The organism is Bacteroides intestinalis DSM 17393, from assembly GCF_000172175.1.
GTDB classification, from domain to species: Bacteria; Bacteroidota; Bacteroidia; order Bacteroidales; family Bacteroidaceae; genus Bacteroides; species Bacteroides intestinalis.
Window position 1 is genome coordinate 512,111 of the sequence record NZ_ABJL02000006.1, and the last position, 21,273, is coordinate 533,383.

The window sequence follows — 21,273 nt, forward strand, 5'->3', positions numbered from 1 at the left end:
TTCATAATATAGTGATTAAGATTACATTATAAATATACATTTCCTTATAGCTAATAAACTATTCCAACTCCGGCAATGTCACCGGAAACATATTATTTTCTCTATGTTCCTGGCGGATAACTTCAAGCATCTGTTTCACAATATCCGGATGTTGCGCCACTATATCAGTATCTTCGTGGATATCCCTTGAAAGGTCGTACAGATAAGGCTTTCCTTTCTTGACTACCAGTTTCCAGTCGTCCATACGAACACCGAACTGATCGGTTTCATGGAATTCCCAATAGAGGAAATCATGTTTCTGCTGTTTGTCGGCATTGCCTAATAAGGTAGGGGCAAAGGAAATGCCATCGAAACAGTCATTTTCTAATTTCTTATTGATATACTTTTTCGGGAATCCTTTGTCACCCATCAGTTCACAGAATGTAGGCATGATGTCGTAAAATGCCAGTTGATGGTCGTTTACCGAACCGGCGGAGATGCGTTCCGGCCAGCGCACAATGAAAGGTATCCGAATGCCCCCTTCATAACACTGACGTTTCAGGCCGCGCAGTTTCCCATCCCGACCGAAGAACTCCGGGTCTGCCCCTCCTTCTTCGTGAGGACCGTTGTCACTGCTGAAGATGACGATGGTGTTCTTGTCCAGCCCTTTTTCTTTCAGTTTCTTCAAGACTTCGCCCACGTAATAGTCCAGACGGGTAATCATACCGGCAAACTGGGCATGGGTATGCTCCGAAACATTATAACGTCCTTTCTCGTACCCGCCCCAGGTTTTATCTCTAAAGAACTTCTTCTTGTAGCTTTTCAGAATAGAATCATTCGGCTGTGCAAGTTCCGCATGCGGCAGGGTGTAGGTGAAAAAGCCATAGAAAGGCTGCTCTCCGTCCTGTTGGTCCAACCATTCCAGCGCCTTACCGTGAATCAGGTCAGCCGAATATTGTGTACGTTTCTTGTAATCATCGCCAAACATCGGATAGTTGATATTAGCTTCCATCAGGATGCGTACAACTCCTGTGTCTCCTTCCTGTTTACTGTATCTGTTCAGAAAATTGGGATAATACAAATGAGCTTGAAACTGACATATATAACCATAGAATTCATCAATACCCCGTTTATCCGGTGTGGAACAAGAGCCTTCATAACCACCTGCCCACTTGCCGAAGACTCCTGTTGTATAACCGTTCTTCTTCATGATTTCAGGGAGAATGATATGATTTTCATCGTATGGTTCTTGACCGACAACGGTGAATTCGTCATTAATCCCATATTTCACGGTTGGAACTCCCTGCCAATACTCTTTATTTCCACGCACATGAGTGTGTCCCGTATGTTGCCCCGTCATCAGCGAAGCACGGGAAGGGGCGCTCACCGGACTACCGGCATAGGCTTGAGTAAACAGCATACCTTCGGCTGCCATACGATCTATATTAGGCGTTTCAATGTATTTCTGTCCGTAGCACCCCAAATCCCCGTATCCCATGTCATCGCAGAGGATAAAGATAATGTTAGGTTTGGGATTCTTGTTTGCCGCATTAGCGCACAAAGCAACAGCAGCCAACAAGCCTGTTCCTAAAGTTATACCTATCTGTTTCATGCTAAATATATTTTCTTATTTATTTCAACTTCCTTTCACCGCCAACACAGCGTAGCAACTTGTAGCCCTTAGCTTGTAGCTCGTAGCTTACTCACTTATTCTTCTCCCCGAAATCTTCTTGTTGCTGCTCCACTTCTTTCAGTCTTTGAGCATTCTGCACTTTCAGAATCCTCTCCTGCTCCAACTCCACAGCCGATTTTGCGGACGTTCCGGCAGACTGTAAAGAAGATGAACCGGCAATCAGCGCCGCATCTTTCTCCGAATAAACCAACGGATGAGCAGCAGGATAGCTTTCCAACTCCAAAACAGCACTTACAGGCATCTGCGAGCCTTCAAAGAGCACACTTGCCGTTACCTTTATCTTACCCGGCTTCAAGGTGGACTGTATCAGCACCGGAGCTGTCCCCCACTTCACCGGAGCAGGATTTGCCAGTATTCCGGCATCACCCAGAATACGTCCTTCACCTTCCACATGAAACTTCACATAGTAATTGTTCAAGCGTTTGATGTTCCCATTCTTATCGGCTATAGCAGCTACTACAGTAACAAAGTCGGAGCCATCGGCTTTCAGATTTACATTCTCATTGTCAACCCAGAGCAATACTTTCTCCGGACGACGGGCAGGGTGAACTTCGTGCGTAGCAACCACCTTGCCATCTATCAAACCTTCTGCCCGCAACAATACTTCATCCTGCTTTTTCTTCCGTGACATCGCTTTATCAACCATGAAATCGTAAACATCGGAGAAGGTTATAACAGGCGAAGGCATACCTTCTTTAACTACCGGTTTATTATAAGTATAAGTCTTTCCATCTTTCAAGAAGGTGAGGCGCACTTCATCGCAATTGGAATAAACAGTGACATCCTTGCCGGAAAACGGTGTCATTTCATGAGCGATATAAACCACCGGACCGGTTTCAAAAAGCCGCTCTTCTTTCCGGGGCGAACGCTGCGCCTTGAACATATAGTACGAATACTTGGGCTGGCGGAATACATCCATCAGTCCGCCATAAAATGGATCGGGATGATAGCCACGCTGATGGTCGAACGAATGCCACAGGCAGCCGCCCACATGTTGGCGGGGAGTGCGATAAAGGGCATCGTAGCAGGTATAAGTATAACTGGGATTTGCATAATGCTGTGCTTGGATAAGCATAGGTTGTTCTCCCCAATTGCGGGCTACACGACTGGGAGAGTTATGTGAGCTCCAGTCGTCTACATTGTCACCCCATTCACGGGTAAAATAGGTTACCTTAGGGTCAGCATCCTTGTCGCCCCACGACTTGCCATCGAAGGAGGGATGCGTGAAAAGTACCGGGAAATGCTCGCGTCCGCGTGCACCGCTATCACAACCGGAATAGCAGTAGGGATAAGGATACTCCTGGTCTACAATGTCACGGGTGTTCTTGGCAAAGTCTTCCGGATACCAGGTTTCATTGAGGATAGGTTCCCACATCCACACACAAGCATGGTTGCGGTCGCGTCGCACAAGGTTGCGGATATCACTGTATACACGTTGTGCAAATTCGGGAGCATCATTCCAGAACTGCCAGCCCGGAGTATTAACAATTACAAACAAACCGAGTTCATCGCATGCATCCATGAATGCCGGGTCTTGCGGACAATGGGCGTTACGGATTACTTTCATTCCGGCATCACGCAGTTTCTTGGCATCACGCCAATGAATACTGTTAGCCACGGCATTACCTACCACCGCAAAGTCCTGATGACGGTTAGCGCCAATCAACGGACTTTCATAAGGTTTACCATTCAGCCAGAAACCGTCCTTACCCTTAAACTCTACGCTACGGATACCGATACGACGGCGATAGCCGTCCACCACATTACCTTCGCGGTCACGGATGCGTACAATCAGATTATATAAGGTGGGAGTTTCCGGACTCCACAGTAATGGATTCTTTATCGTGATTTTATCTTGTGAAGTAACAGCCTTTCCCGGCCGTACTTGAACCTTATCATTCAAGAAAGCAACCTGTGTACCATCCGGTTGCTGCAATTCATATTCCACAATTCCGGCAAAAGTTTTACGGCTATCATTACGTAAGTGAGCTTTCAATAATACTTCAGCCGAAGTATCCGATACTTTATCATAAGCCACAAACAAGCCGCCGCCCGCTACTTCGTCCTCAAAATTCGGATCAGTAATAAAGACCGGATTATGAGCTACCAACCAGCAATCACGATAAATGCCACCGAAGTAGGTAAAGTCGAGCACATCCTGTGCCTTTCCGGGAGGATAGCTCGTATCATCGCTATTATCCGCCCACACGGCTATCACATTATCCTCTCCCCAGTTCAATACGTCAGAGATATCGACCACCACAGGCAAATAACCGCCAAAATGTTCAGTCAGCAACTTCCCGTTGACAAATACCTTGCTCTTTCCCATGATGGCTTCGAAGTGCAGGAACAGTTTCTTCCCCTTCAAAGCATCCGCAGGGGTGAAGTGCTTACGATACCAGACTTCTCCCTGATAATTGATGCAACCACTGGCTTCTGTCGGCAAATATTCAATGCCATTGGGCAGAGAGACTACCGTCCATTCCGCATCATTAAAGTTCGCAGCTTCAGCACCCGCAACGGCTCCTTTATAAAAGCGCCAGGCAGGATTCATGGAAAACACTTCACGCCCGGAATTGGGCAGTTGGAAGAAACCGGCAGTAGAAAACTCGGGTTGATGAGATGCCTGCACAGCACAGCAGGGAATTAAGAATAAAGCGATCAGGATGAAATGAATGATTCTCTTCATAAGGATAGTATTATTTTAAGTATATAGATTGGAGCAATGACAATGTCTATAGCATCCGATACAAATGTAGGGCAAAACCCAGAAATACAATTACAATAATCGCTATTTTTAATCCAATTTTATCTAATCAGCCATTCATAGCCGGAATTTATTGACGGTATATGCTCTTCATCCTACAAAGCAGAACTAACTATGGGGATTAACCAACTCCATACCAAAACCGAATCCGAACCATACTTGCTCCGTAGTAAATTCAGTCAAAGGTACTTCTACACAGAGAAAGTACGGGATTGGTACGGAGCAAGTATGCCCCAGGTATGGTCCGGATACAAAACTAAGACTATAAAACCACCTCAATTCCCCGCCCAAAAGCCCTTTCAGCACTATGTTCATTATCAATGAAATAAACAATAAACAGGGTGTTGAAAACTTCTCAAAAAGTTTTTAGTTAAAACTTGTGGGGAATTGTGGGGAAATGTGTACTTTTACCGTCGCTTATTATAATAAGGTAACAATGATACGTTTTTTGGGCAATATAGAAGCGAAAACCGACGCTAAGGGACGTGTATTTATCCCTGCCGGTTTTCGGAGGCAACTGCAATCTGCTTCCGAAGAGAAGCTCGTGCTGCGCAAAGACGTGTTCCAGGACTGCCTGGTACTCTATCCAGAAAGCGTTTGGTTCAAGACGCAAAACCAACTAAGGAAGCGCCTGAACAAGTGGAACGCAAAACACCAAGAAATCTTCCGGCAATTTGTGAGCGATGCGGAAATCATGGTTCCCGATGGGAATGGACGCATCTTGCTGCCCAAACGTTACCTGCAAATGGCCGGCATACAGAGCGATGTACGTTTCATCGGTGTGGACAATACGATAGAAATCTGGGCAAAAGAGAAAACTGAACAACCGTTCATGAACCCGGAAGAGTTTAGCGAAGCTTTGCAGGATATTCTGGGAGACGAAGACGATTGGGAAGAAGACGAGGATGAGTGATTAACGATTAGTGATTAGTGATGAATGGGAAATGAAGAGTTGACATATCATGTACCGGTGTTGTTGATGCCGAGTGTGGACGGAATGAATATCCGGCCGGATGGAACGTATATAGACGTTACCTTCGGAGGTGGAGGGCATTCACGGGAAATACTGTCACGGCTGGGAGACGGCGGACGGTTACTGGGATTCGACCAAGACGAAGATGCGGAACGGAACATTGTGGATAATCCGCACTTCACTTTTGTACGCAGCAACTTCCGATATCTGCACAATTTTCTACGTTATCACAACATCGAGGAAGTAGATTCAATACTGGCTGATCTGGGTGTATCCTCCCATCACTTCGATGATAGCGAAAGGGGATTTTCGTTCCGCTTTGACGGTGCACTGGATATGCGCATGAACAAGCGTGCGGGGGATACTGCAGCAGATATCATAAACAACTATGATGAGGAACGGTTGGCTGACATCTTTTACCTATACGGTGAATTAAAGAACAGTCGCAAACTGGCATCTGTAATTGTGAAAGCACGTGCCGGACAGAAGATTACAACCATCGGTGAATTTCTGGAAGTCATTAAACCGCTTTTCGGTCGGGAACGGGAGAAAAAAGAACTGGCTAAAGTTTTTCAGGCACTGCGCATCGAAGTGAACCAGGAAATGGAAGCTCTGAAAGAGATGCTATATGCAGCAACCGAGGCTTTGAAACCGGGCGGACGATTGGTAGTAATTACCTACCATTCACTGGAAGACCGGATGGTAAAGAATATCATGAAAACCGGAAATGTGGAAGGTAAAATGGAAAAGGATTTCTTCGGAAATGTACAGACTCCATTCCGGTTGGTTAACAATAAAGTGATTGTACCGGACGATGCGGAAATAGAACGGAACCCGAGATCGAGAAGTGCAAAACTGAGAATAGCAGAGAAAAAGTGATGGTAAGATAATGAAGGATATGGAAGAAAAACAGGTAAACGAAAAAACAGAGAAAGCGAAGAAAGCCAAAAATCGCACATCTCTGAAAAACATTATTGGTGGCGACATTCTGGCTACGGATTTTTTTCGCCGTCAGACGAAGTTGCTCGTAATGATAATGCTGCTGATTATATTCTATATACACAATCGTTATGCTTGCCAGCAGCAAATGATAGAGATTGATAAATTGAAAAAAGAGCTGATTGACATCAAATACGATGCTCTTACCCGTAGTTCAGAATTAATGGAGCGGAGCCGGCAGTCACGTATCGAAGAGTATATTGCAAGTAAAGAGAGTGACTTGCAGACATCCACTCATCCACCGTATTTGATTAAGTAATTATAGAATCATTAAATTGTAGACAGATTTGGCAGTAAATAAGAAAAATATCATGACCCGCTACTTCTTTGTAGTCCTCGTAATGGGATTGCTGGGAATAGCTATTGTCGTTAAAGCCGCAGTCATCATGTTTGCGGAGCGACAGTATTGGCAGGATGTAGCCGACCGTTTCGTGAAAGAAAACGTGACGGTAAAGCCTAATCGTGGTAACATTCTTTCATCCGACGGCAAACTGATGGCAAGTTCCCTGCCCGAATATCGTATATACATGGACTTCAAGGCAGGAGGAGAAACCAAGGACACGATGTTGGTGAACCACATGAATGAAATATGTGAAGGGTTACATAAGATATTTCCTGATAAGAGTGCAGCTGAGTTCAAGTCACACTTACAGAAAGGGCGTAAAAAAGGTAGCCGGAACTATCTGATTTATCCGAGACGTATTTCATACATCCAGTACAAAGAAGCCAAGCGTCTGCCTGTTTTCAATCTGAACAAATACAAAGGCGGTTTCCACGAACAGGTATATAATCAGCGTAAAAAGCCGTTTGGCTCCTTGGCAGCCCGTACACTGGGTGACCTCTATGCAGATACTGCACAGGGGGCAAAGAATGGTATCGAACTGGCTTTTGACACTCTGCTGAAAGGACGTGACGGTATCACGCACCGCCAGAAAGTGATGAATAAATACCTGAACATCGTAGATATAGCTCCCGTAGATGGCTGCGACATTATCTCCACTCTCGATGTAGGTATGCAGGATATCTGCGAGAAAGCATTGGTGGATAAGTTGAAAGAAATCAATGCTACTGTAGGTGTAGCCATACTGATGGAAGTGGAAACAGGTGAAGTCAAAGCTATCGTCAACATGATGAAAGCTGGTGACTGCAACTATTATGAAATGCGTAATAATGCCATTAGCGATATGATGGAACCGGGGTCTACATTCAAGACGGCTTCTATCATGGTAGCCCTTGAAGACGGGAAAATTACTCCGGAGACGGAAGTAGATACCGGAAACGGTGTAATGATGATGTACGGTAGTAAGATGAGGGATCATAACTGGCATCGCGGTGGCTACGGGAAGATCAATGTAACCCGTATCCTGGAAGTTTCTTCCAATGTCGGTGTTTCGTACCTAATCGACAAGCACTACAAGGATAATCCTCAAAAGTATGTAGACGGGCTGAAGCGAATGAGCATTGACCAACCACTAAATCTACAAATCTCAGGTGAGGGAAAACCGAATATAAAAGGTCCGAAAGAAAGATATTTCGCCAAGACGACCTTACCATGGATGAGTATCGGTTACGAAACTCAGGTTCCGCCGCTCAACATCCTTACTTTCTATAATGCTATTGCCAATAATGGCACGATGGTGCGTCCTAAGTTTGTAAGAGCCGCTGTAAAAGATGGTGAGGTGATAAAAGAATATCCGACGGAGGTAATCAATCCGAAGATTTGCTCCGACCGCACCTTGACACAAATCCGCGATATTCTGGAAAAAGTGGTATCACAAGGATTGGCGAAACCGGCCGGAAGCAAACAATTCTCCGTAGCTGGGAAAACGGGTACGGCACAGGTATCCCAGGGTTTGGCAGGCTATAAGTCAGGACGGGTGAATTATTTGGTAAGTTTCTGCGGTTACTTTCCGGCAGAAGCACCGAAGTACAGTTGTATTGTTTCTATCCAGAAACCGGGACTTCCTGCCTCAGGTGGTTTGATGGCCGGTAGTGTATTCGGAAAGATTGCCGAAAGAGTGTATGCTAAAAATCTGCGGTTTGATATCCGCAGTGCAATAGATAGCACAAGCAATGTCATTCCTCCGGTAAAAGCAGGAGAAATGAATGAAGCATTGCAGGTGTTGGATGGGCTGAATGTTCCGGTACAAAAGCAGTTCTCTCCCAAGAAAGGGAAAGAAGCATGGGGACATACGCAGGAGTCCCCTAATGCAGTTATTCTGCAGGCCAAGGAGGGAACAAGCTCAAATACAGTTCCCAACGTCATAGGAATGGGAGCGAAAGATGCTGTTTACTTATTGGAAAGCAAAGGACTGAAAGTCAGAATAAGCGGTATAGGAAAGGTAAAGAATCAATCGATACCGGGTGGTAACCGCGTTGTGAAAGGTCAAACCATAGTTTTGACACTTCGTTAAACTATTAAGAATATACATTATATATAATAAGGTATGATATTAAGTGAATTACTGAAAGCAATACAACCGATACAAATTATCGGAAGTACGGAGACGGAAATAACGGGGGTAAATATCGACTCCCGTCTGGTGCAAGCCGGACATCTGTTCATGGCTATGCGCGGTACCCAGACTGACGGGCATGCTTACATTCCCGCTGCCATTGAGAAAGGTGCCGTCGCAGTGCTTTGCGAAGATGTGCCTGAAGAAAAGAAAGAAGGCATCACCTATATCCAGGTGAAAGACAGCGAAGAAGCTGTTGGTAAAATAGCCACTACTTTTTACGACGACCCAACCTCCAAAATGGAATTGGTAGGCGTAACCGGAACAAACGGAAAAACCACCATCGCTACCTTATTATATAATACATTCCGTTATTTCGGTTACAAGGTAGGACTGATCTCTACAGTCTGCAACTATATAGATGATCAGGCAATCCCAACTGAACATACCACCCCCGACCCCATCACCCTAAATCAGTTGCTGGGACAGATGGCAGACTCCGGGTGCAAATATGTCTTTATGGAAGTAAGTTCACATTCCATTGCCCAGAAACGCATCAGTGGTCTACGCTTTGCAGGGGGAATCTTTACCAACCTGACACGTGACCACCTGGACTACCACAAGACTGTGGAAAACTATCTCAAAGCCAAGAAGAAATTTTTCGATGATATGCCGAAAGGTGCTTTCAGTCTGACTAATCTGGATGACAAGAACGGACTCGTCATGACCCAGAACACACGTTCCAAAGTATATACTTATTCCTTGCGTAGCCTCAGCGACTTCAAGGGCAAAATATTGGAATCTCATTTTGAAGGGATGTTGCTCGACTTCAACAACCATGAACTGGCCGTACATTTCATTGGTCGTTTCAATGCTTCAAACTTGCTGGCAGTATTCGGTGCAGCCGTATTGCTTGGAAAGAAGGAAGAAGACGTACTCGTTGCACTCAGTACCCTGCAACCTGTGGCCGGACGCTTCGATGCTGTACGTTCACCCAAAGGTATCACTGCCATTGTGGACTATGCACACACACCGGACGCTCTCATCAATGTTCTGAATGCCATTCACGGCGTACTCGAAGGAAAAGGGAAAATAATTACTGTAGTAGGTGCAGGCGGCAACCGAGACAAAGGTAAACGCCCCATCATGGCAAAAGAGGCGGCCAAAGCAAGCGATCGTGTTATCATCACTTCGGACAACCCCCGCTTTGAAGAGCCGCAAGATATCATCAATGATATGCTTGCCGGATTGGATAAAGACGACATGCAGAAGACCATCAGCATTGCCGACCGGCGCGAAGCTATCAAAACAGCATGTATGCTGGCGCAGCCCGGTGATGTTATTCTTGTAGCCGGAAAGGGCCATGAGAACTATCAGGAAGTCAAAGGAGTTAAACATCATTTTGATGACAAAGAAGAGTTAAAGGCGATAATGTTTTAAAGTGATAAAGTGGTAGAGTGATATTACTTTAACACATTATCACTTTACCACACTATCACACTAAATAGTTGATTTATGTTATACTACTTATTTCAATGGCTGGACAAATATAACATTCCCGGTGCGGGCATGTTTGGCTATACATCATTCCGGGCTCTGATGGCAATCATTCTCGCATTGCTCATCTCAAGTATCTGGGGTGACCGTTTTATAGACTTGCTGAAACGGAAACAAATTACAGAGACCCAACGTGATGCCAGCATCGACCCGTTCGGAGTGAACAAAGTGGGTGTACCAAGTATGGGAGGTGTCATTATTATTGTGGCCATTCTCATTCCATGCCTATTGCTGGGTAAACTGAGCAATGTCTATATGATATTGATGCTGATTACCACAGTATGGTTAGGATCGCTGGGCTTTGCCGATGATTACATCAAAATCTTTAAGAAAGACAAAGAAGGTTTGCACGGGAAATTCAAAATTATCGGCCAGGTAGGTTTGGGACTGATTGTAGGCCTGACACTTTACCTGAGTCCACAGGCAGTTATCCGCGAGAATATTGAAGTAAAGAAACCAGGACAGGAAATGGAGGTCATCCATGCAGGGCAAGACATTAAGTCCACGCAGACTACGATTCCGTTCTTTAAGAGCAATAACCTGGATTACGCAGACTTTGTGGGTTTCTTAGGTGAGCATGCACAAACTGCCGGTTGGGTTTTATTCGTAATCATTACTATATTCGTAGTAACAGCAGTCAGCAATGGCGCCAATCTGAATGACGGAATGGACGGCATGGCAGCGGGAAACTCAGCAATCATAGGCTTGGCATTAGGTATCTTAGCCTATGTATCGAGCCACATTACGTATGCCAGTTACCTTAACATCATGTATATCCCCGGATCGGAGGAACTGGTAATTTTCATTTGTGCCTTTATCGGTGCATTGATCGGTTTCCTGTGGTACAATGCATATCCTGCACAGGTATTCATGGGCGATACGGGCAGTTTGACGATTGGTGGCATCATTGCCGTGTTTGCCATTATCATACACAAAGAGTTACTTATACCTATTCTTTGTGGAGTGTTCCTGGTAGAGAACTTGTCCGTCATCCTGCAACGATTCTATTACAAAGCCGGAAAGAGAAAGGGCGTTAAGCAAAGATTGTTCAAGCGAACTCCCATTCACGACCATTTCCGTACTTCCATGAGTCTGATAGAACCGGGGTGTACAGTGAAGTTCACAACGCCGACCAAGCTGTTCCATGAATCAAAGATAACAGTCCGCTTCTGGATTGTGACGATTGTATTGGCAGCGATAACAATTATAACATTAAAGATAAGATAATAGAGCTGCCAGCCGCGAGCTACAAGCTACAAGTGCTCGCTACTGGTTGCCGATAAATAACAAACTTGTAGCAACTGCCAACTCCAGCCACTTACTGGTAGCTAGTAGCTGGTAGCCTGTAACTTTAAAGAATATATGAGTAGAATTGTAGTATTAGGAGCCGGAGAGAGCGGTGCAGGTGCTGCCGTACTCGCCAAAGTGAAGGGTTTCGACACATTCGTATCCGACATGTCCGCCATCAAAGATAAATATAAGGAAGTGCTGGATAAGTACGGCATTGCCTGGGAAGAAGGACAGCATACGGAAGAATTGATTTTGAGTGCGGATGAAGTGGTGAAGAGCCCCGGTATTCCCAACGACGCTCCGATGATACTGAAACTGAAAGAGCAAGGTACACCCATTATCTCTGAGATAGAGTTTGCGGGACGCTATACCAATGCAAAAATGATATGTATTACCGGTTCAAATGGCAAGACCACTACCACCTCACTTATTTACCACATTTTCAAAAGTGCAGGTCTGAATGTGGGATTGGCCGGTAACATAGGTAAGAGTCTTGCCTTGCAGGTAGCCACAGACCAACATGATTATTATGTGATTGAGCTCAGCTCTTTCCAACTGGATAATATGTATAAGTTCCGTGCCAATATTGCCGTGCTGATGAACATCACACCCGATCATCTGGACCGTTACGACCATTGCATGCAGAATTATGTGGATGCCAAATTCCGCATCACACAGAACCAGACACCAGAAGATGCTTTCATCTTCTGGAACGATGACCCCATCATCAAGCGGGAACTGGACAAGCATGGACTGCGAGCCCATCTTTATCCGTTCTCTGCAGTAAAAGAAGATGGAGCCATAGCTTATGTGGAAGACGGCGAAGTTGAAATCAACGAACCCATCGCCTTCAATATGGAGCAGGAGAAACTGGCCCTGCAGGGTACGCACAATTTATACAATTCTCTCGCCGCAGGTATCTCAGCCAATCTTGCCGGAATAGAGAAAGAATATATTCGTCGGGCATTGTCTGATTTTAAAGGTGTGGAACATCGCCTGGAAAAAGTTGCAACTGTACGTGGCGTGGAGTTTATCAATGACTCTAAAGCCACAAACGTAAATTCCTGTTGGTACGCCCTGCAGAGTATGAAGACGAAGACCGTGCTTATTCTGGGAGGAAAGGATAAAGGTAATGACTATACGGAAATAGAGGATTTAGTACGCGAAAAGTGTTCAGCCTTAGTCTATCTGGGATTGCACAATGAGAAGCTACATGACTTCTTTGATCGCATGGGATTGCCCGTCGCCGATGTACAAACCGGCATGAAGGACGCTGTAGACGCAGCATTCCGTCTGGCCAAAAAGGGTGAAACCGTATTACTCAGTCCTTGCTGTGCCAGTTTCGACCTTTTCAGCAGCTATGAAGACCGGGGCGACCAGTTCAAAAAGTGTGTAAGAGAATTATAGGACACATTACCACATTAAATTTATGGATTTATTAAAAAGCATATTCAAAGGTGATAAGGTAATCTGGATTATATTCCTTTTCCTTTGCCTCATTTCTATCGTAGAAGTGTTCAGCGCTGCGTCTACCCTGACGTATAAAAGCGGTGACCACTGGGGGCCGATTACACAGCACAGCATCATCTTGATGGTGGGTGCCGTAGTAGTGGTGTTTATGCACAATATCCCCTACAAATGGTTTCAGGTATTTCCTGTATTCCTGCTTCCACTATCTGTGGTACTGCTGGCCCTCGTTATGATGATGGAACGCATTAACGGTGCTGCACGCTGGATGACCTTCATGGGGGTTCAGTTTCAGCCTTCGGAAGTAGCCAAAATGGCTGTCATCATCGTTACCGCCTTTATTCTTTCGAAAGGACAGGACGAAGATGGGGCCAGCCCGAAAGCTTTTAAACGTATCATGATTATCACAGGTATTATTTGTCTGCTGATTGCCCCGGAAAACCTCTCGACGGCAGCACTGCTCTTCGGAGTGGTTTATCTGATGATGTTCATCGGGCGAGTGGCAATGAAAAAATTATTAATACTGGCAGGCGGCCTGGCTGGAGTAGCAATTATAGGTGTGACATTCCTTGTACTGACCAAGAATAGCGATTTACCATTCCTGCACCGTTTCGACACATGGCGTGCCCGTATTGAGAAGTTTACAAATGACAATGAGGTACCTGCTGCCAAATTCGATATAGACAAAGATGCTCAGATAGCCCATGCACGTATTGCCGTAGCTACGAGTCACGTTGTAGGCAAAGGACCGGGTAACTCGGTACAGCGCGACTTCCTGAGTCAGGCTTTCTCTGACTTTATCTTTGCTATCATTATCGAAGAATTGGGATTGATAGGTGGAGCTTTCGTCGTATTCCTTTACGTCTGTCTGCTGATACGAGTCGGGCGTATTGCGAAAAAGTGCGAACGAACATTCCCTGCTTTCCTTATAATAGGAATTGCACTACTACTTGTATCGCAAGCTATATTCAACATGATGGTAGCAGTAGGATTGGCCCCGGTAACCGGACAGCCGCTTCCGCTTATCAGTAAAGGTGGTACTTCTACACTTATCAACTGTGCTTATATCGGTATGATACTGAGTGTGAGCCGCTATACCGCCAGACTGGAAGAGCAGAAAGAACACGATGCTTTGATACCCATGCAAGTAGAAGTACCTGCCGAAGAGACAAATAGCGATGCACAAACAGCTGCTGAACCGACGGCAAAGGTATTGAACAGTGATGCTGAATTTGAATAAAAATAAGATATATGGAAACAAAAAATAACGGACCACGCATCATAATCAGTGGTGGAGGTACAGGAGGGCATATATTTCCCGCAGTATCTATCGCCAACGCCATCAAGGAACTGCGCCCAGATGCAGAAATCCTCTTTGTAGGTGCAGAAGGACGAATGGAGATGCAACGCGTGCCCGATGCAGGATATAAAATTATCGGTCTGCCTGTAGCAGGTTTCGACCGTAAGCGCTTATGGAAGAACTTTGCAGTAATTATCAAGTTATTGCGTAGCCAATGGAAAGCACGTCGTATCCTGAAAGAATTTAGCCCGCAGGTAGCAGTAGGTGTAGGCGGATATGCCAGTGGTCCTACATTAAAAGTAGCGGGCATGATGGGAGTCCCTACTTTGATACAAGAGCAGAATTCTTATGCAGGAGTGACAAACAAGTTGCTTGCACAGAAAGCATGTAAAATCTGCGTAGCATATGATGGAATGGAGAAATTCTTCCCCGCAGATAAGATTATCATGACAGGGAATCCTGTACGCCAGAACCTGTTAGCAAATAAACAGAGCCGCGAAGAAGCTGTAAGCTCTTTCGGTTTCAATCCGGAGAAGAAAACAATATTGATACTGGGTGGTAGCTTGGGGGCACGTACCATCAATCAGACCCTCATTGCTGTACTGGATACGATAAAAGTAAACGGCGACATTCAGTTCATCTGGCAAACAGGAAAAATATATATCCAGCAAGTCAAAGATGCTATTACTACCGCAACGGGCGAAGCTATACGTAATCCACGGATTTCTGCCATCCCGAATCTGTATGTAACGGATTTCATCAAAGACATGGCAAGTGCATATGCAGCTGCCGACCTCGTCATTTCCCGTGCAGGTGCCGGTTCTATCTCTGAATTCTGCCTGCTGAACAAGCCGGTCATCCTAGTGCCTTCACCAAATGTGGCAGAAGACCATCAGACTAAAAATGCACTGGCACTGGTAGATAAGAAAGCTGCTATTTATGTGAAAGATGTAGATGCTATGAAGCATCTGATTCCTGTGGCTCTTGAAACTGTCACAGATGCCGAGAAGCTGAAAACATTGAGCGAGAACATCGCTAAATTGGCTTTGCCGGATTCGGCAACCATTATTGCAAAAGAAGTATTAAAACTGATAAATAACGATAAGTGATAAGTGTATTATGAATATAGAAAATATAAAATCCGTATATTTCGTTGGTGCCGGTGGCATCGGTATGAGCGCCCTGATACGCTACTTCTTATCAAAGGGAAAGCTCGTTGCCGGTTACGACCGTACCCCAAGCGAACTAACCGAACACCTGATTGCAGAAGGAGCACAGATACATTACGAAGAGAATGTGGATCTGATTCCTGAAGCCTGCAAGAATATGGAAAGCACTTTGGTAGTGTATACTCCAGCTGTTCCGCAAAAGCATGCCGAGTTAGTATATTTCCGTAACAATGGTTTCGAAATTCAAAAACGGGCACAGGTTTTAGGAACGATCACACATAATAGCAAAGGCTTGTGCGTAGCCGGTACACATGGTAAAACAACTACCAGTACAATGACAGCGCATCTGCTTTACCAATCACACGTAGGTTGCACTGCATTCCTCGGAGGCATCTCCAAGAATTATGATACTAACCTGTTATTATCACAGTCCAGCCCATACACTGTGATTGAGGCAGATGAATTTGACCGCTCATTCCACTGGTTATCACCTTACATGAGCGTAATAACTGCTACAGACCCCGACCATCTGGATATTTATGGCACAGAAGAAGCCTACCTGGAAAGTTTTCGTCATTATACGACGCTTATCCAGTCGGGTGGTGCACTCATTATACACAAGGACATCGCTTTGAAACCTGATGTGCAGGCCGGTGTAAAAGTCTATAGTTACGCCCGTACCGAAGGAGATTTCCACGCAGAGAATATCCGTATCGGAAATGGTGAGATCTTTATCGATTTTATTGCACCCGACACGCGTATTAATGATATCCAACTGGGTGTTCCCGTCAGCATCAATATAGAGAATGGCGTAGCAGCCATGGCACTCGCCCACCTCAACGGTGTGACAGACGAAGAGATCAAGCAAGGTATGGCAAGTTTCCGTGGAGTAGACCGTCGTTTCGATTTCAAGGTCAAGAATGACAAAGTCGTATTCCTGAGCGACTATGCCCATCATCCTGCCGAAATAGCACAGAGTGTGAAATCCATTCGTGATCTGTATCAGGACAAGAAGATTACAGCTATCTTCCAACCACATCTCTATACCCGCACGCGCGATTTCTATAAGGAATTTGCCAACAGTTTGTCGTTACTTGACGAAGTCATTCTCGTAGATATCTACCCGGCACGTGAGCAACCAATTCCCGGTGTCACCAGCCAATTGATATACGATAACCTGCGACCGGGCATTGAGAAATGCATGTGTAAGAAAGAGGATATACTGGAACTCTTATCTCAAAAGCAGATTGAAGTTCTGATAACTTTAGGTGCCGGAAATATAGACAACTACGTCCCTGAAATCACAAAGCAATTGACAATTGATAATTAACAATTGACAGTTAATAGTTGAATAATGATAATTAGATAGTTGATACATGTTTAAAAGAATTCTATTGTCTATCGTCCTACTGCTCGTCATCGCCTATCTGGTGGTAGCTCTCTCGGCTTTCAACCGGAAGCCTGCCGGACAGGTGTGCAATGACATGGAATTGGTTATCAAAGATACCGTCTATGCAGGTTTCATCACCAAAAAGGAAGTGGCTGACATATTGGAGAAGAAAGGGATTTATCCTGTTGGTAAACCAATGGATCGCATCCGTAGTAAAACGCTGGAACGGGAACTTGCCAAACATCCGCTTATCGATGAAGTGGAATGCTACAAGACTCCCAGTGGCAAACTTTGCGTAGAAGTCAGTCAACGTATCCCTATCCTGCGAGTGATGAGTGCGAACGGGGAGAACTACTATCTGGACAATAAAGGTACTGTGATGCCACCCGATGCAAAGTGCGTTGCACACCTTGCCATAGTGACCGGAAGAGTAGAAAAGTCGTTTGCCATGAGGGATTTATATAAGTTTGGTGTATTTTTGCAGAATAATAAGTTCTGGGAAGCACAGATTGAACAGATACATGTGCTGTCGGACAAAGACGTGGAACTGGTGCCTCGCGTAGGCGACCATATTATCTATCTTGGGAAGTTGGATGGTTTTGAGCGTAAACTCGAACGGATGAAAGCTTTTTATGAAAAAGGTTTAAATCAGGTAGGATGGAACAAATATTCCCGCATTAGCGTTGAATTTAGTAACCAGATTATCTGTACAAAGCGAGAGAACTAATGTACGATTTGACGATGTCGGACGTACGATTAATATCAGACGTCCCCATACATTGATTTACAGAGTAATCTTAATCGTAAATAGAAAATTGTAAAATAGGAATATATTTATGGCAACAACAGAATTTATCGCCGCTATCGAGTTGAGTTCTTCCAAGATTTCCGGTATCGCAGGAAAGAAGAACAGTGACGGAAGCATACAAGTGCTGGCTTATGCGCGTGAAGATGCCGCTTCTTTTATCCATAAAGGAGTCATCTACAACATTGATAAGACCGCACAGGCTCTGACTTCCATCATCAACAAGCTGGAAAGCCAGTTGAACAACTCCATTGCCAAAGTATACGTAGGCATTGGCGGACAGTCTTTGCGCACGGTAAAGAATGCGGTAAGCCGTGTGCTGGAAGAGGAAGGGATTATCTCACAAGAGTTGGTAGACGCTATCAGCGACGAAAACCTCGAAGTCCCCCTGATGGACATGAGTGTGCTGGATGTCGCCCCGCAGGAATATAAAATAGATAATAACCTTCAAGCCGACCCGGTAGGTGTGGCAGGCAAGCGTATCACGGGAAACTTCCTGAATATTGTGGCCCGTGCTTCACTTAAGAAGAATCTGGAACACAGCTTTGAACAGGCTAAAATAGAAATAGCCGACCTGCTCATCGCTCCGATAGCATTGGCGAATGCCGTGCTGACGGAAAGTGAGATGCGTTCAGGTTGTGCATTGGTGGATTTCGGTGCAGATACAACGACTGTATCGGTTTATAAAAATAACATGCTCCGCTTCCTCAGTGTATTGCCACTGGGTGGAAACAATATTACCCGTGACATCACTGCCCTGCAAATGGAAGAGGCCGAAGCTGAACAACTGAAAAAGAAGTACGGCGATATGCTCTATGAAGAAGAGGAAACAGAGACACCCGCAGTCTGCACTTTGGAAGACGGTCGCAACATCGAACTTAACGTATTGAATGATATCATCGATGCACGCGCCGAAGAAATCCTTGCCAATGTATGGAACCAGCTTCAATTGTCAGGATACGAGGATAAACTATTATCCGGTATCATTTTCACCGGTGGAGGTGCCAACCTGAAAAACCTGGAAGAAGCATTCCGTAAACGTAGCAAGGTTGAGAAAGTGAAGACCACCAAATTTGTTCATAGCAGCATCCACGGCTTCAATGATGTGCTGAAGAAAGACTGTATGCAGAATACTTTGCTCGGACTGCTTGCTGCCGGAAATGAAAACTGCTGCCTGCAAGAGATGAAACCCGCCGTTACGACTACTGCTACTCCTACACAACCCGTTGATATGTTCGGCGATGACGAAGCCCTGAAAGAACAGGAAGCTGCCGCCCGCGCTGCCAAGGCCCAACGTGAAAAAGAAGAGAAAGAACGCCGTGAACGGGAACGTAAGGAGAAAGAGCGTAAAGAGAAAGAAGAGAAAAAGAAAAAGAAGAAAGAAGGTCCCAGCTGGTTTGAAAAGACCTTCAACAAGCTTTCCAATGAAATTTTCTCGGATGACGATTTGAAATAAACTCAATAAAATAAGGAACTATGGACGATATAGTACAATTCGATTTCCCGACAGACTCACCGAAGATCATCAAAGTGATTGGTGTAGGTGGTGGTGGTGGTAACGCCGTGAACCACATGTACCGGGAAGGCATACACGACGTGACGTTCGTTCTGTGCAACACAGACAACCAAGCGTTGAAAGAGTCTCCCGTCCCCGTAAAATTGCAACTGGGGCGTTCTATCACCGAGGGACTAGGTGCCGGAAACCGTCCCGAACGTGCCCGCGAAGCCGCCGAAGAAAGTAGTGAAGAAATCAAAGCGCTACTGAACGACGGTACAAAAATGGTATTCATCACTGCCGGAATGGGTGGCGGAACAGGTACGGGCGCTGCTCCCGTCATAGCCCGCATAGCCAAAGAAATGGACATCCTTACGGTCGGTATCGTCACCATACCTTTCATCTTCGAAGGTGAAAAGAAGATTATCCAGGCACTGGACGGTGTGGAGCGTATCGCCCAACATGTAGATGCTCTACTGGTTATCAATAACGAACGCTTGCGTGAGATATATTCCGACCTTACGTTCATGAATGCTTTCGGCAAGGCAGATGATACATTGTCTATCGCTGCCAAAAGTATTGCCGAGATTATCACCATGCGCGGAACAGTGAACCTTGACTTTGCAGATGTGAAAACCATCCTCAAAGATGGTGGTGTGGCTATCATGAGTACCGGTTTCGGCGAAGGTGAAAGTCGTGTGACCAAAGCTATCGACGATGCCCTGCACTCTCCGTTACTGAACAACAACGATATCTTCAATGCCAAGAAGGTGATGCTGAACGTATCCTTCTGCGAAAGTTCCGAGCTGATGATGGAAGAAATGAACGAGATTCACGAGTTCATGAGCAAATTCCGCGAAGGCGTAGAGGTGATCTGGGGTGTGGCTATGGACAACACATTGGAAGGCAGAGTTAAGATTACCGTACTTGCCACCGGTTTCGGTGTGGAAGATGTTCCCGGTATGGACAGCGTACTCGAAAAGCGCAGCCAGGAAGAGGAAGAACGCCAGCTTCAACTTGAAGAAGAAAAAGAGAAGAATAAAGAGCGTATCCGCAAAGCCTATGGTGAAAGTGCCAGTGGCATCGGTAGCAAAAATATCCGCAAACGTCGCCATATCTATATCTTCAACCCGGAAGACTTGGACAACGCCGACATTATCAGTATGGTAGAAAGTTCACCGACGTATCTGCGCGATAAGAGTACTTTGAGTTCTATCAAAACCAAAGCCGCCACCGAAGGGCAGATAGCTACGGAAGAAGCACAGGGAAGTGAAGGCCTGGGAGGTGTGATAACCTTCTAAGTTACAAAGCGACTTCAATTATTAAATGTAAATGGTAAAATAACAAATAGCATTATGGATTTATTTGAAAGAGTCAGCGAAGACATTAAAACCGCAATGAAAGCCAAAGACAAAGTGGCTCTCGAAACACTGAGAAATATCAAGAAAGTATTCCTGGAAGCAAAAACGGCTCCGGGAGCTAACGATACTCTGACTGACGACGCTGCATTGAAAATTATGCAGAAGCTCATGAAACAAGGCAAAGATGCAGCTGAAATATACATCCAGCAAGGTCGCCAGGACTTGGCAGACGAAGAGCTGGCACAGGTAAAGGTGATTGAGATCTATCTGCCCAAACAAATGTCAGCTGAAGAACTGGAAGCTGCCTTGAAAGAAATTATTGCTGAAACAGGTGCTACCAGTGGTAAAGATATGGGTAAGGTAATGGGGGTTGCTTCCAAGAAACTTGCCGGACTTGCCGAAGGACGTGCCATTTCTGCCAAAGTAAAAGAATTGCTGGGATAATCTCCTGTTTTGTCCCCGTCATTGCCCGTGTTTTCGGGAGACAGAAGAAGACAAATCAACTTCTATCTCCCAAAAACACGGCTTCTTTTTGCATTTTATTGAGTATCATAATTTTTAATTCAAATACT

16 protein-coding genes are annotated in these 21,273 nt (G+C 45.2%); 14 read left to right on the forward strand and 2 right to left on the reverse strand.

Annotation, left to right across the window (positions count from 1 at the left end; all coding sequences use genetic code 11):
• Positions 1-58: 58 nt before the first annotated feature.
• Together BACINT_RS03955 and BACINT_RS03960 are read right to left on the reverse strand one after the other, a co-directional pair.
• Positions 59-1,591: an arylsulfatase gene (locus tag BACINT_RS03955; protein ID WP_007660737.1), complete on the reverse strand. Its 1,533-nt coding sequence runs from the start codon at positions 1,589-1,591 to the stop codon at positions 59-61.
• Between the two features lie 91 nt (positions 1,592-1,682).
• Entirely contained in the window at positions 1,683-4,361 is a 2,679-nt protein-coding gene (locus BACINT_RS03960; protein ID WP_007660739.1) for a glycoside hydrolase family 2 protein, read from the reverse strand.
• 514 nt (positions 4,362-4,875) lie between these two features.
• Here BACINT_RS03960 and mraZ point away from each other — a divergent pair.
• The 14 genes from mraZ to BACINT_RS04030 all read left to right on the forward strand — a co-directional run bounded on the left by mraZ (position 4,876) and on the right by BACINT_RS04030 (position 21,145).
• Positions 4,876-5,352, forward strand: coding sequence for a division/cell wall cluster transcriptional repressor MraZ (gene mraZ / locus BACINT_RS03965; RefSeq protein WP_044154727.1), 477 nt, complete (start codon positions 4,876-4,878; stop codon positions 5,350-5,352).
• 24 nt (positions 5,353-5,376) lie between these two features.
• Positions 5,377-6,291: a 16S rRNA (cytosine(1402)-N(4))-methyltransferase RsmH gene (gene rsmH, locus BACINT_RS03970; protein ID WP_007660745.1), complete on the forward strand. Its 915-nt coding sequence runs from the start codon at positions 5,377-5,379 to the stop codon at positions 6,289-6,291.
• A 19-nt stretch (positions 6,292-6,310) separates the two neighbouring features.
• On the forward strand, positions 6,311-6,670 hold the full coding sequence (locus tag BACINT_RS03975; protein ID WP_021968182.1) for an FtsL-like putative cell division protein: 360 nt from the start codon (positions 6,311-6,313) through the stop codon (positions 6,668-6,670).
• A 52-nt stretch (positions 6,671-6,722) separates the two neighbouring features.
• Positions 6,723-8,825 carry a penicillin-binding protein gene (locus BACINT_RS03980; RefSeq protein ID WP_007660747.1) on the forward strand — a complete coding sequence of 701 codons (2,103 nt, stop codon included), beginning with the start codon at positions 6,723-6,725 and terminating at the stop codon, positions 8,823-8,825.
• A 33-nt stretch (positions 8,826-8,858) separates the two neighbouring features.
• Positions 8,859-10,307, forward strand: coding sequence for a UDP-N-acetylmuramoyl-L-alanyl-D-glutamate--2,6-diaminopimelate ligase (locus BACINT_RS03985; RefSeq protein ID WP_007660748.1), 1,449 nt, complete (start codon positions 8,859-8,861; stop codon positions 10,305-10,307).
• Positions 10,308-10,382: 75 nt separating this feature from the next.
• Complete coding sequence (gene mraY / locus BACINT_RS03990; protein WP_007660749.1) at positions 10,383-11,651, forward strand: phospho-N-acetylmuramoyl-pentapeptide-transferase; 1,269 nt, start codon at positions 10,383-10,385, stop codon at positions 11,649-11,651.
• Between the two features lie 135 nt (positions 11,652-11,786).
• Positions 11,787-13,121 carry a UDP-N-acetylmuramoyl-L-alanine--D-glutamate ligase gene (gene murD / locus BACINT_RS03995; protein WP_007660750.1) on the forward strand — a complete coding sequence of 445 codons (1,335 nt, stop codon included), beginning with the start codon at positions 11,787-11,789 and terminating at the stop codon, positions 13,119-13,121.
• Between the two features lie 22 nt (positions 13,122-13,143).
• Positions 13,144-14,421: an FtsW/RodA/SpoVE family cell cycle protein gene (locus BACINT_RS04000; RefSeq protein WP_007660755.1), complete on the forward strand. Its 1,278-nt coding sequence runs from the start codon at positions 13,144-13,146 to the stop codon at positions 14,419-14,421.
• Positions 14,422-14,432: 11 nt separating this feature from the next.
• A complete protein-coding gene (murG, locus tag BACINT_RS04005) occupies positions 14,433-15,590 on the forward strand; it encodes an undecaprenyldiphospho-muramoylpentapeptide beta-N-acetylglucosaminyltransferase (protein ID WP_007660756.1) in 1,158 nt (385 codons plus the stop codon).
• Positions 15,591-15,600: 10 nt separating this feature from the next.
• Positions 15,601-16,980, forward strand: a complete 1,380-nt coding sequence (gene murC / locus BACINT_RS04010) for a UDP-N-acetylmuramate--L-alanine ligase (protein WP_007660757.1) — start codon at positions 15,601-15,603, stop codon at positions 16,978-16,980.
• Between the two features lie 46 nt (positions 16,981-17,026).
• The gene (locus BACINT_RS04015) at positions 17,027-17,767 is read left to right on the forward strand and encodes a cell division protein FtsQ/DivIB (RefSeq protein WP_007660758.1); all 741 of its coding nucleotides are present in this window, start codon (positions 17,027-17,029) and stop codon (positions 17,765-17,767) included.
• A gap of 109 nt (positions 17,768-17,876) precedes the next feature.
• A complete protein-coding gene (ftsA, locus tag BACINT_RS04020; protein ID WP_007660759.1) occupies positions 17,877-19,301 on the forward strand; it encodes a cell division protein FtsA in 1,425 nt (474 codons plus the stop codon).
• A gap of 20 nt (positions 19,302-19,321) precedes the next feature.
• Positions 19,322-20,641 (forward strand): cell division protein FtsZ, encoded by a 1,320-nt coding sequence (gene ftsZ, locus BACINT_RS04025; RefSeq protein ID WP_007660760.1) that lies wholly within the window; start codon positions 19,322-19,324, stop codon positions 20,639-20,641.
• Between the two features lie 54 nt (positions 20,642-20,695).
• Positions 20,696-21,145 (forward strand): GatB/YqeY domain-containing protein, encoded by a 450-nt coding sequence (locus BACINT_RS04030; protein ID WP_007660761.1) that lies wholly within the window; start codon positions 20,696-20,698, stop codon positions 21,143-21,145.
• Positions 21,146-21,273 lie beyond the last annotated feature (128 nt).